Consider the following 12552-nt stretch of genomic DNA (forward strand, 5'->3'; position numbering starts at 1 on the left):
TTATGAACATGAAATGAATACAATGATAGCGAAGGAAGGATGAAATGGAATATACTCTTTTAATATTTATAGGTTTTTTGTCTGCTTTTATCGGAACACTTGCCGGGAGCGGCGGACTTATCGGAATGCCCTCCATGCTCCTGCTCGGCATTCCTGTCCACACTGCAGTTGCGGCGGCTAAATTTTCAAATATCTTCAGTTCTTTCTCCAGCTTTTTCTATCTGCTGCGGAAAAGGGAAATTGGTTTGAGAGACTGTTTACAGACTCTGCCTTTCGGGCTTGCGGGAGGAGCCACAGGCGCTCTACTGGCCAACAGCATCCCGGAAAAAGCCATGACGATGCTTGCAGCTTCCCTGCTGGTTTTTGCGCTTGTCATCACAATGCTGAAGAAGCCGGCGGAAACTGCCGGCGAGTCAGGCATCACACCGCGATTATTTCCGTCCATCTATTTTATAGGGGCATATGACGGGCTCTTTGGACCTGGCCAGGGAACCCTGCTTATGTATACCTTTTTGAATAAGGGATTTAATTATATCAGGGCGGTGGCTTTCAGCCGATTCCAGACATTCATCAGCTGCTTTGCATCGTTCACAATCTATCTTGCAGCAGGAAACTTCCAGCTCAGGCCTTCCCTCTGTCTGCTGACAGGATCTCTCCTCGGTGCCCATCTCGCTGTCAGGGCAGCTGGTAAAATCAATCCCCGCTGCCTGAAAAGGCTTCTTCATGGTATCACCATTCTCCTGATCATCCAGTTGTCAGCAAGACTGCTGCAATGATGCAGCCAAACTCTTTGTAAAGAAAAAAACAGCCCCCTCAGGAGCTGCTGAAATTATTTCCTGTTCAGTCTGCGCACATGCTTGTTCAGCCGGTCAAGGAGTGCTCTCCTTGTTAATATTCCCTCAAAGAAACCGTCATCATTTTCGACGCAGACAAAGGGATGATCAACCAAAAGCTCTATTGCCAGCTTCATATCCGAATCTGCTTTTAGGCGGGGAATATTTTGATTCATGCATGCCTCCACCCGTTTTTCCTCCAATTTTTCAAACTCGATCCTTTCGATCCCGAGGATGGAATCCATGATGGAAGGAGTGCCTATGAGGCCGTGGAGTTTATAGCCTGGATCCAGTACAGGAATCGCTGTATAGCCGCTTTTGGTCAGCACAAGCACGGCATGCTCCAAGGTATTGCCAATTTGTACATGGGCTACCCTTTCAGAAGGGATCATAAGGTCCCTGATGCTTATTTCCAGATACTCACTACTGTGAAGACTTATCATAGCCGAAACTCCTCAAATGAAAGTGTTTACTTTTTCATTTTATCATATTTTTTCGGCGCTGGCCTTCTTACCCTTTGCTGGTAGGAATATCTTTTATGGTAAAACGGCATTTTGGGCATCTATAAATAACATTCTGGTTGGATTGTGCCGTTAATACCTGTTCCATGCTTTCATCCTCATGGCATTTCGGACATTCAACTGTCGGAAACATGGCTTCACCCCTTTTATCTATTAGGATAGACTGATTTTTGAAGTTTATCCTGATGCATAGGCAGGCATACTCATGGAAAACGCAAAAAAGGAACCTCGAGGGTTCCTTTAAAGGGAATTGCGTTATTGGATGAGATCAAAGATTTCAATTGTAATCATATCCATATTGTCAAACTGGTATCTTTTTGGCTTTTCTTTGTCATTATATACTTCCAGCTCGTATGTCTCTGTTTTTGGATGATAAGTAACCTGGCATTTTCTTTCGCCATTCACCTCAAAGAAACGCTGGGCGGGTTCCCCGCTGCTTGACTGTTCCTGTAAATTCTTTAGACGTGTTAATATACCTTGAAGCTGTGACATGCTCCCTCTCCTTTCGAACAAAACCAAATCAAATATATGCCGCCATTATATATGAAGGACATTGGAAACCCAATTCCAATCGGCAGCATCGGCGGAGCTGCTCCATCCTTAAGCCGGCGAACCTGCAAACGGGAAAGCTCCGTTCCTTTTCCTTCATACAAACCTTCATCTTGCTCTTAGGTTTCACTTTCAGCATGTTTCTATCCCAAAGATTTAAAATCAGAATATTCGAACCGTAATTCTTTACATGCCAATATTAACAGCATAAAATAATGACATGCTTTGTACAAGCAAAAGCTTCGGAAAAGGACGTGATTTTTTTGCAAAAGCCGGCAAAGTTAGCCGAAAAGCTTTTTTTAATCGATGGTTACGACCTGAATATGGAAGAGCGGACAGGAACTTACATATTGGCTGAAGACAGCCTTGCCATCATTGAAACCTCAGCAAGCCCTTCAGTCACAAGAATCCTTGATGGGCTCGAAGCGTTAAACCTCTCTGTCAAAGAAGTGAAATATATCATCCTCACCCACATTCACCTTGATCATGCCGGGGGAGCTGGACTTTTGCTCAAATCATGCCCGCAGGCAAAAGTGATGGTCCATCCAAAGGGCGAAAAACATCTGGCAGATCCATCCCGCCTGATTGCCGGAGCAAAAGCCGTATACGGCGATCAATTTGAAGCTCTCTTTGATCCGATACTCCCAATCCCGCCAGACAGGCTGGAAGCAATGGAGGATGGAAGGGAGCTGAGGCTGAGCGATACATGTACACTAGCCTTTTTTGATACACCAGGTCATGCAAACCATCACTTCAGTGTCTATTATCCCCCTGAAAACGGAATGTTTACAGGCGACACGGCTGGCATCTTCTATCCTCAGCTTTATAGGGAGGGCACTGAATTTTACTTGCCTTCCACTTCGCCAAATCAATTCAGTCCTGAAAAAATGCTGGCTTCCATCTCTTTGTATGAATCAAGAAAACTTGACTGCCTTTTCTTCGGGCACTATGGCATATCGCGAAATCCTGCAGAAGCATATTTTCAGGTCAGGAGCTGGCTTGAAATATTCATTGAAGAAGCAGAAACAGCCTTTCACGCCGCTTCACATAATGAAGCACCTGGCCAAATAGCCTCTCGCCTCAAAAAGAGGGTCTTTGCCCATTTAAGCCAAAAGGGCATTGCGGACGACCATCCTATATACAGCCTGCTGTCACTTGATTTAGAAGTGTCAGCGATGGGGCTTGCGGATTATTTGGCAAAAAGGGACAATAAAACGGAAAAACTGCGGTAAAGAGCATAATAGCCTTTCATTAAAATATGGTATATTTGATGTGCAACGAAAATTAAGGAGCAAATTCAAATGAAGCAAATTACCCTATATTCTCAGCCAGACTGCCCGCCATGCGAGATTTCCAAGCGCTTCCTCCAGGAATACGGCTTTTCATATGAAGTGAAGGATATCAGCACCGATAAAAAAGCCAGAGAAGAATTAACCAAAAGATATAATTCCTACTCCACTCCAACCTTTGTGATCGATCAAACCGTCATAACTGGTTTTGACCTGGAAAAGTTAAAAGCAGAGCTGAATATCGAATAGGAAGAAGAGCAGGCTGCAGCCTGCTCTCTTCTTTATGCCTCCATCAGCAGCAGCCTTTTATCACTGCCGCTCAGGGTCAGGCCGGGAACCGGCAAAACGCTGCCGGCCATCGGTTTAAGATTATCCGCATCCCTTGAGAATCCGGTCCTGTCATTGGATCCTTTGTATACTAAATCAGAAGTCGCACTTGATAATATATTCAGGGGCGCCTCATCATAAAGCCATTCTGCCACTTTCCAGCCTGAATCAGTTTTTTCGATCCGGATGCCTTCATAATGTCCTGCATAAGCAGTTGGACCTTCGTTCATTGCTGGAAAATATTCAAATACAAGAATTTTTTCAGGATCAATGACCACTTTCGTCTCCTCCGTAAACTCAAAGAACGGTATATAATACAAACCAAAGTCAGTTCCGTAAATAATATTTCCGTTCCCTTCCTCTGACAGGTTCTCCTGCAGAAAGAGGCTTGCATAGCTGTCTGTAAAATAAGGGTCAAGAACAGCTTCTATCTCTTCCAGCGATCTTGGCTCCTCACTCAGAGATGTCTGCGCTTCAAAAGCACTTTCCAGGAACTGCAGCACCTCTTCCCTGTTTTCCAGAGCATGGTCTTCAGCAGCTTCTGCACCTGCCTTCGGAAGCATAAACGCCAGAATGGCTGCAGCAGACAGGATAATCATCCTTTTTATATACACAAATCCTTCCTCCTCATTGTTTATTTGTCATAATCCTTAAATTAAAAAACAAATGAATTTTTTAGAACAGTTCTTACATTTATTAAAGAAATTACCCGATTTAAGGAAGGACTAACAGTTTTCAAGGAATTTCACCTGTGCATTTATTGGAAGGACAAAAGCGCAAGCTCTTAATCATCCCGACAAGCATTAGACGAACCTCCCAGAAAGGCGTTCTTTGCCTTTTTGGGAAGTTTGGCTTGTGACCTCGGTGGAGCTGCTGGACGTTGATGAAATATTCCAAATAATTCACAGACATACTTTTAATAATTTCTTGAATAATAGGATTTATTAAACATTATTGTTGATTTGTGGCTGTATTTCAGCCAGCAGCCCCAAATCAACAGGGAACACTAACACAGCCAAATAATAAAAAGAGACTGCCTGAACGGCAGTCCCTCCTTTTCATATCAGCTACCAGCTGACTGTAGTTGTGTAGTAGGCAATAAAGATGACTAAAAGAATGAAGCAGATGGCATATGTCAGAATGACAGGATTCCGGATGTAAGGATGATCCTGCACCTGCCGGGAAATGCTTGAATCCATATCTCCCTTTACCGCTCTCTGATTTCGCGCGATGGACATCGTATATAATAAGCCGGTCAGCAGAATGCCTGCAGCGATGATCAGAAGGATGGTCATAAAAGCGCTCATTTGAATTCCCCCCGGGAAAGTAGTATTCCTAATGTGCCACTTACCTTCAGGGACTATACAGGAAAAATCTTATAACAGACCTTCCTGGTCATACAAGAAAGAATAAGCAATATCTATGAAAAGGTAATCCTTTGAATGCAAAGGGAAAGAAAAAGTCCTGATGGTTTCCCCTGTTTCAATATCACTGTACAGATCAGACAGGATTCCTTTTTGGTCATTTCTCATCCTCACTATGTTTTCAAGGAAGTATGGGCGCCAGCTCCAGTTCTTCCTGTAATATTTATGCTGGATGATCCAGTCTCCATCCTTTTTGAAGATATTGGGGGACTGCTGGAAGCCTTCCACATCGCATACGTACATCCTGAAAGCAACTCCATCCATTTCCCCCGACAATGCCAGCAGAAGCTCTTCATAATCCTGAATTTTCTTGTACTTGGACAAAAGCTCCTGGATTTTAGTCTGAAATCCTTCAGCAGCTGCATGGATCTTTTCCAGCTTCTTTGTTTCATGGAGGATAAAACGATGGAATTCAGTTTTCAGCTTTTCCTTCAGGTAATCTTTCTCGATAGTAGCAGCCTGGGGTGTGGACAAATAAAATCCCTGGTAGTATCTTCCGCCATTTTTCCAGGCGAACTGCAGCTGGTACACCATTTCAATATTTTCAAACAGGAGAGTCGCCCCGATTCTTCTTGCCAGGAGGGAAAGAGAATACAAAATATCGCGGTAGGATGCAGCTGACGCATTCGACCTGAGACCCTTTAGGTCCGCTTTAATGATATCAGGGGAAAGCTGGCCGATCCTGTCAAGCCTGCTGCTGTCATTCCCCATATTGTCAACGGCTATCTTGATTCCGTACGTCCTGTAGTAATTAAGGAGGTGATCGAGGTGTTCAAGATCTCCCTTGTAGTTTCTTTCGGTAATCTCGAGTACAATTCTTTCGGGGCTGATGCCTTTATCCTGGTATTGCAAAAGGAGCTGCAGGAAATGCTCCCCGGAATCGTGCATGAGAAGACTGGCGTCCCGGTTGATGAAAATGAGCTCTTCCCCTTTCCTGCCGGCAAAATGATCGAGTGCTTTCATCAGGACCATGTTATCCACTTCAAGCCTGTATTCTTCGGGGATGCTGTCATCCAGAAAAAACGGGCCAAGGCTTTCGGCCGAGCCGCCGGCAGTAAATCTCCCCAATACCTCATAACCGATAACCTTATGTTCGTCAGCACTGAATATGGCCTGGAAATGCGGTATAACGCGGTCAAGTTCTGTTAATATATCCAATGCATCCATCGCTTTTCCCCGCCTTTCATTTTAATTATTGGAGCCTGCCAAACAGGATGTAAGCACTCCCCGCAGCAGGCATATGGCCAAGTTCAACACCGCCGGAATAACTTTGGCCAGCCATGATAAAAATAAAACTGGAGCCGTTTCTTGATCTGGCATGGCCTGTTTTCGGAACGCCGGATAGAAGGAAGGGCCAGCCTTGAAAAATATGTATATGATCATCTTAATGCTTCCGCTGCTGGGCTGCAGCAGCCACCTCGACAAACAGGAGTCTGCAATGAAGGGCCAGTCTTCGGGTGAGATACAAGAAAACCTGTCAGCAGGCAAGGAGACTGCCGGGCAGCCTGAAAATGCTGCCGGCAGGGAGAAGGTTATATTGGATGTTCCGCTGATAAAGCAGAATCCTGAGCTGAAATATGGCTGTGAAGTGACGAGCCTTGCCATGATGCTCCAATACGCAGGAGTCAAGGCTGATAAAATGGACCTTTATCACAAAATAAAAAAAGATCCTGATCCAATTATAAAATCAAACAGGGATATTGTTCAATGGGGAAATCCTGCCCACGGGTTTGTCGGGGACATGACCGGAAAGAAAGCGGGCTATGCAGCCTTTGATAAACCGATCTTTGAACTGGCCCTGCAGTACCTTCCTGGCAGAGCAGTGAATCTGACGGGGAAATCCTTTGAAGACATTCTGTCACACGTAAGCCAGGGCTATCCTGCAGTAGTATGGACAACAGGTGATTACAGGCTTCCTGACCGATGGGAATCCTGGACGCATGAAGGTGAGTTAATTAAAACGCCGCTCGATTTGCATGCGGTAACCCTTGTAGGCTATGACACACGGTTTGTTTATATAAATGACCCGCTGTCAGGGAAAAAACAGGTGCGCATCACAAAAGAAAAATTCAAATCCTCATGGCTTGCATTGAAATCCAGGGCAATTAGCTATAAATAAGAAAGAGCAGCGGCCTGATAGGCCGCTGTTCTCATAGCAGTTAAAAAGGATGCTGGTTGAGCCACTGGCCCCCATCCATTGAAATACATTCACCATTAATATAGGCAGCTTGTTCAGAAAAGAGGAAGAACGCAAGCCCGGCAATTTCCTCCGGCTTTCCAAGCCGGCCTAAAGGGACACTGTTCAAGGTTCTTTTCGCTGCTTCCTCTGACTCCCAAAGCTTTTCTGCACCGCCTGTCCTTTCAATAGGACCTGGCGCTATTGCATTAACACGGATGCCATACTTCCTGCCCCACTCAACAGCAAGCGTCCTTGTCATTGAAAGAACCCCCGCCTTAGCAGCCGCCGAGTGAATCACCCCCGGCCCGGCATCCCAGGCATAAGTGGCAACCATGTTGATGATGCTGCCTTTAATGCCCTTCTCAATCCAATACTTTCCGATTTCGCTGCTGCAGTAAAATGTTCCATTTAAAACGATATTAATGACGGAATTCCAGCCATTGGCGCTCAGGCTCTCTGCCGGGCAAATGAAGTTTCCAGCAGCATTATTGACAAGAAAATCAATGCTGCCAAAAGTATCATGTGCTTTTTCCGCCATCGCTTTAACATGCTCAGGCTCCCTGACATCCATTTGAAAAGGAAGCACTTCTCCCTTCGTTTCAATTTCCTTTTTAGCTTCCTCCAGCTTTTCCATATTGCGGCCGGTAATCATGACATTTGCTCCAGCTTCCGAGAATCTTTTTGCCATATATTTGCCCATCCCGCTCGATCCGCCGGTCACTATGACTGTTTTGCCTTCCATGAAAATCCCCCTCAAAAAATGAATAGTCGTTCATTATTCTATTTTAACATAAATGAAGAATTTTCTAATATTTTTAATATAAAATTATTAGAAAGAGATTTGGACAGAGTTCTTTTCTAATTTTTTCCTTTAATGTCACCTTGTTCTTCGATTTGCTGCGAATTGCCGCCTTCTTTTCCCCGCACTTGTCTGATAGTATAAATACGTATATTCATATATAGATAGGCTGGTAGATATATGACTAAAAAAATATCACGAAGATCATTTCTGAAAACAGCTGCCGGGTCTCTTTTGACAGCATTGGCGGCAGGCTCCGGAAGCTATTATTACGCGCGGGAGATTGAACCGAAGTTACTGGACACGGCCGTCCATAAGATAATAGATCCATCCATCCCGCAGGCCTTCAATAATTTCAGGGCTGTGCAATTCAGCGATACCCATATAGGCTTCCAGTACACGCTAGGCCAGCTTGAAAAACTCGCCGGCAAAATAAACAGCCTGGAGCCGGATATCATCTTCTTTACTGGGGATCTGATGGATGAGCCTAATAAATTCATGCAGGCAGAGCAGATTGTCTCAATCCTTGAGCAGCTTAATGCCCCTTTCGGCAAATTTGCCGTTTACGGCAACCATGACCACGGCGGTTACGGGTCCGATATCTATAAAAATATCATTGAAAAAAGCGGCTTCAGACTCCTCCTCAATGAGTCTCATCAAGTGAAGCTTGGAGAGAACAGCATTTATATAGCGGGAGTTGATGATGCCATGCTCGGAAGGCCCGATTTGAAAAAAACGGCAGGAAGCATTCCGGAAGGACACTACAGCATCCTCCTGTCACACGCTCCGGACCTGGCAGACAAGGCATATGAAAATTCCTTCCACTTTCAGCTGAGCGGCCACAGCCACGGAGGACAGGTTAAGATTCCGTTTTTTGGGGCACTGGTCACCCCGCCTTATGGACAAAAATACTATGAAGGCTTTTATACAATCGGCGACACAGACCCTTTGACTCTTTATGTCAATCGAGGGCTCGGCACTACAAGGCTTCCATTCAGATTTTTATCCAAGCCTGAGCTGACACTTTTCACCTTCCATTCCTCCTGAGAGCAGACATCTGCACTCAGGAGGAAAAATACAGCCGCTGGGTGCATATGCTGTAATAAACCTGTGAATGGAGTGGCTGCTTATCTACCATACAGTAAGGCAAGGCGAAACCCTGACAAGCATCTCAATGGACTACCGCCGCCCGATTGCCCAGTTATTGGCCGCAAACCCGCAAATCAGCAACCCCAATCAGATTTATCAAGGGCAAAGAGTGATGATTCCCGGACTTCCTGAGCCTTCAGCAATCCCGTATTCAATAAGCATTACGTTATCCACCCGCCGCTTGTCTCTCCTTAAAAATGGAATCCTGCAAAAAACCTATCCTGTCGGCATCGGCAAGATGCTGACACAAACACCGCCAGGCGATTATGTAATTGTTAATCGCGAACCCAATCCTGGCGGTCCTTATGGCATCATGTGGCTTTCTTTATCAAAAGCAGGCTACGGGATCCATGGCACCAATAACCCTGCTTCCATCGGCAAGGCAGTCTCCAAAGGCTGTGTGCGGATGAATAACCAGGATGTACTGGAACTTTCCGGAATTGTACCAAATGGAACACGGGTTATGATTAGAAATTGAAAGAACCCCATCCTGCAAAGATTGGCAGGATGGGGTTTTCCATTTTGATTAGAAATATTGGCTGCCCGTAATCTTTCTATTAGTTTCTTCCTGCCGGATTTTCAAACAAATCAAAAAATAGGCTTTGTTAAACATTGCTGTTGATTTTGGGCTCATCGTGTGAAACTCTCGTTTGCGCGCATTTCTGCAGCCAGATATTCGTCCTGCCGAAAGAAATCTCGCTTTTTTGGCCGCAGGACGAATATCTGGCTAAAAATGAGCCCAAAACCAACAAGGTACACTAACACAGCCAAAATATAAAAAAGCCTATTGTGATTTTCTTCCATCTGATGTATCATATTGATATATCAAGTCGATATATCAATATGATATGTGGAGGGATTATCTTGTCAACTGAACACAGCTTACTTGCAGTACTAAGCTTTTGGCCCAGCTCTGGCTATGATATTAAATCAGAATTTGAACATAAAGCAGCAGGGCTTTATTGGGGCATGAGCTATGGAAGCATTTATCCGAAGCTGAAAAAGCTGGAGGAAGAGGGCTATGTATACTCAATGGAAAAAGAGGAAAATGGACGGAATAAAAAATTGTATGAACTGACGGAAAAAGGGTGGCAGGAATTTGAAGAGTGGCTGTGCACCCCGCCAGCATACCCGGCAGTCAAAGATGAACTATTCATGAAAATGAGCACCTGGCACAAGGATATGGATACCCGCCATTTAATCAGCCATCTCGAGAAAAGAAAACGCGAATCCGAAGATATCCTTTGTTTCGTGAAAGAATGGCCAAGGAACGGGATTTCCTATGTCAGCAGTATAGGCATGCTGACGATCCGCTATGCAGAGATGCGGCTGGAGACGGAGCTGAGATGGATCGACGAGAGCATATCCATATTAAAAGCCGGGGAATTGCCCGAAGGCCAGGATCCAACCGGGGCAGAGAAAAAATTGCTGTCCAGGCGCAGGGAATCGCTCGGACTGAAATCGGAGGATGAATAAATGAAAAACGGCATTTTCTCCCCGTTGAAAGATAAAGCCTTCCGTTCCCTTTTTGGGGCGCAGGTCTTTTCCGATTTAGGTAATTGGCTGGATTTTGTGGCATTGCAGGTCATTGTTGTCTATTACTGGGGGCTTGGCGAATCTGCCATTGCTGCCGTTATCATCACTCTTGGTATTCCCTGGGTCTTGATCGGGCCGTTTGCAAGTGTGTTTGTTGACAGACTGCCAAAGAAAACTTTGATGATGGTTTGCATGTTTTGCAAAATTGTATTTGTCGCAGGACTTTTCTGGTCGCCAAATTTGTATGTACTGCTGCTGTTTGTCTTTTTAAAAGGGACTGCTGCTGCTCTTTATGACCCGGCAAGGCAAAGCATGATCCGGGCAATTGTGGCCGAAGATAAGCTGCCGGAGGCTGTGACGCTGAGCCAGCTGTCAGTGAATACCATGAAAATTGCCGGCCCTGCGCTTGGGGGCCTCCTCATGGCCGTATTCGGTACCAAGAGCCCGTTTCTGTTTGAAGCGGCCGGTTTTCTGGTCAGCATCCTCTTTTTGGCCTCACTGCCGGCATCCAAAGGATTGCCTGCCGATGCAGAAACCGCAAAAAGGACCGGTGAGAAAGAGCAAAGCTTTTGGACAGATTTCGCAGCTGGCATCAGGCATATTGCCGGCACACGGCTATTGAAGATTTCTATTCTGCTGTCTTCTGCCGCATTTTTCATCATCTTCCTATATGATGGACTGTTTATCTTTGTCGCAAAAAATCTCGGATTCACGCAAGAAAGTTTCACCTTTTTGATCAGTGCTGTGGGCCTTGGGAGTGTTGCCGGGTCACTGGCGCTTGGAAAATGGACTTTCTGGAAAAAGGGTCCGATCCATTTAATGTCTGCTTCAGCATTTATCAGCGGACTTTTTATTATCCTGGTCGGATTGGGCAGCTTCGGCATCCTTGATCTCCCCCAAATAGTCTGGCTTGCAGGTGCCTTCCTGCTCGGCTTTTTCGGAGCAGGTGAAGCTGTTCCATATGGTTATGTGCTGCAGTCCGAAACACCGCAGAAAATGATGGGCAGGGTATCTGCTGCAGCCATGGGCCTGCAGACCTTCGCGATGCTGATTGCACCTGCTGCGGGAGCCCTTCTGGCCAAATTATGGGGTGTATCTTATGTTATGGCTGGTGCAGGAAGCGCCACTTGCCTAATGGGGGCTCTAGTGCTGCTCTACGTACTTAAGAAGCTTAAAGCGTCAGCTCCGGAGAAATCAATCAGCCACTCCGTCTGATAATCTTTCCAAAAACCAGAAGGAAGAGGTATAATGAATTATATCTCTTCCTCTGGCAGTTATATGGAAGACATGACTTTTAATCTGCGGAAAAAGCTGGTACAATGGTTTCTATTATGTTTAAAGATTAGAAAGGAGCCAAAACATTGAATTCGGACAAGAGTCAGACCCCCCGGCTGCATTCAACGGTTGAAAACCTCTCTCAAGCCATCTTCACTGTGAACCGCCATGCGAAAACAGCGACAAACCCTAAATTTTTATATAAACTGAAGCACGAAGCAATCCTGAAGCTGATTAAAAACGGAGATGCCCGTAAAATCGGCCTTCACTATTCCGGCAATCCAAGATACAGCCAGCAGCAATCAGACGTCCTGGTGGAGTGCGGGAGCTATACCTTCCACATCCCTCCTGCCAAAAAGGATTTCGAGGACCTTCCCCACCTCGGGAAGCTTGATTCCGCCGTGCGCAATCCAAAAACCCGGCTTCCACTCGGACAAGCAAAAAAACTCCTGTCTTCTTATACAGGATTAAAGGAAGAATCGGAAAATCAGCAGCATGATAAAAAGAAGAAATACCAAAAACCGGTATTCAAGAAACTGGGAGAAAGCTACTAAGAAAAGCGGAGGGCGCTTGCTCAGCCCCGACAAGCATAAGACGCTCCAGGATAGAAGGCGTTCTTTGCCTTCAATCCTGGAGTGGCTTATGACTCGAGGGGCTAGCGCCCGGAGCTG

15 protein-coding genes are annotated in these 12552 nt (G+C 45.5%); 9 read left to right on the plus strand and 6 right to left on the minus strand.

The genetic code is table 11. The annotated features are described in order from the left end of the window. The first annotated feature begins 44 nt into the window (after positions 1-44). Positions 45-776, plus strand: a complete 732-nt coding sequence (locus tag RBB45_RS21965) for a sulfite exporter TauE/SafE family protein (protein ID WP_009794319.1) — start codon at positions 45-47, stop codon at positions 774-776. 53 nt (positions 777-829) lie between these two features. Here the strand turns inward: RBB45_RS21965 and cbpB are convergent, their stop codons facing one another. Continuing rightward, the gene (gene cbpB, locus RBB45_RS21970; RefSeq protein ID WP_009794318.1) at positions 830-1276 is read right to left on the minus strand and encodes a cyclic-di-AMP-binding protein CbpB; all 447 of its coding nucleotides are present in this window, start codon (positions 1274-1276) and stop codon (positions 830-832) included. Between the two features lie 333 nt (positions 1277-1609). Beyond that, entirely contained in the window at positions 1610-1846 is a 237-nt protein-coding gene (locus RBB45_RS21975) for a YkuJ family protein (RefSeq protein WP_094768870.1), read from the minus strand. 320 nt (positions 1847-2166) lie between these two features. Here RBB45_RS21975 and RBB45_RS21980 point away from each other — a divergent pair, with 320 nt between their 5' ends. Both RBB45_RS21980 and RBB45_RS21985 read left to right on the plus strand, forming a co-directional pair. Then, on the plus strand, positions 2167-3135 hold the full coding sequence (locus RBB45_RS21980) for an MBL fold metallo-hydrolase (RefSeq protein ID WP_035402799.1): 969 nt from the start codon (positions 2167-2169) through the stop codon (positions 3133-3135). A 69-nt stretch (positions 3136-3204) separates the two neighbouring features. Next, on the plus strand, positions 3205-3441 hold the full coding sequence (locus tag RBB45_RS21985; RefSeq protein WP_009794315.1) for a glutaredoxin family protein: 237 nt from the start codon (positions 3205-3207) through the stop codon (positions 3439-3441). Between the two features lie 32 nt (positions 3442-3473). Here RBB45_RS21985 and RBB45_RS21990 read toward each other — a convergent pair whose 3' ends face one another. The 3 genes from RBB45_RS21990 to RBB45_RS22000 form a co-directional block, all read right to left on the minus strand. Then, on the minus strand, positions 3474-4133 hold the full coding sequence (locus RBB45_RS21990) for a DUF3993 domain-containing protein (protein WP_224950147.1): 660 nt from the start codon (positions 4131-4133) through the stop codon (positions 3474-3476). Positions 4134-4586: 453 nt separating this feature from the next. Continuing rightward, positions 4587-4826: a hypothetical protein gene (locus RBB45_RS21995; protein ID WP_009794313.1), complete on the minus strand. Its 240-nt coding sequence runs from the start codon at positions 4824-4826 to the stop codon at positions 4587-4589. A 69-nt stretch (positions 4827-4895) separates the two neighbouring features. Beyond that, a complete protein-coding gene (locus RBB45_RS22000) occupies positions 4896-6110 on the minus strand; it encodes an EAL domain-containing protein (RefSeq protein ID WP_224950145.1) in 1215 nt (404 codons plus the stop codon). A 193-nt stretch (positions 6111-6303) separates the two neighbouring features. Here RBB45_RS22000 and RBB45_RS22005 point away from each other — a divergent pair, with 193 nt between their 5' ends. After that, positions 6304-7062, plus strand: a complete 759-nt coding sequence (locus RBB45_RS22005) for a C39 family peptidase (RefSeq protein WP_224950143.1) — start codon at positions 6304-6306, stop codon at positions 7060-7062. Between the two features lie 40 nt (positions 7063-7102). Here RBB45_RS22005 and fadH read toward each other — a convergent pair whose 3' ends face one another. Beyond that, positions 7103-7864, minus strand: coding sequence for a 2,4-dienoyl-CoA reductase (gene fadH / locus RBB45_RS22010; protein ID WP_009794308.1), 762 nt, complete (start codon positions 7862-7864; stop codon positions 7103-7105). A 237-nt stretch (positions 7865-8101) separates the two neighbouring features. Between fadH and RBB45_RS22015 the strand changes: the two genes are divergently transcribed. The 5 genes from RBB45_RS22015 (at position 8102) to RBB45_RS22035 (ending at position 12435) form a co-directional block, all read left to right on the plus strand. Then, positions 8102-8968 (plus strand): metallophosphoesterase, encoded by an 867-nt coding sequence (locus RBB45_RS22015; RefSeq protein ID WP_094768868.1) that lies wholly within the window; start codon positions 8102-8104, stop codon positions 8966-8968. Between the two features lie 67 nt (positions 8969-9035). After that, positions 9036-9548, plus strand: a complete 513-nt coding sequence (locus RBB45_RS22020) for a L,D-transpeptidase family protein (RefSeq protein WP_180827372.1) — start codon at positions 9036-9038, stop codon at positions 9546-9548. 386 nt (positions 9549-9934) lie between these two features. Next, positions 9935-10546, plus strand: coding sequence for a PadR family transcriptional regulator (locus RBB45_RS22025; RefSeq protein WP_306010335.1), 612 nt, complete (start codon positions 9935-9937; stop codon positions 10544-10546). Beyond that, entirely contained in the window at positions 10547-11821 is a 1275-nt protein-coding gene (locus RBB45_RS22030; protein WP_009794303.1) for an MFS transporter, read from the plus strand. 146 nt (positions 11822-11967) lie between these two features. After that, positions 11968-12435: a YkyB family protein gene (locus RBB45_RS22035; protein WP_009794302.1), complete on the plus strand. Its 468-nt coding sequence runs from the start codon at positions 11968-11970 to the stop codon at positions 12433-12435. Positions 12436-12552: the final 117 nt, after the last annotated feature.

Source organism: Bacillus sp. MMSF_3328, from assembly GCF_030733525.1.
Lineage (GTDB): Bacteria > Bacillota > Bacilli > Bacillales > Cytobacillaceae > Bacillus_AB > Bacillus_AB infantis.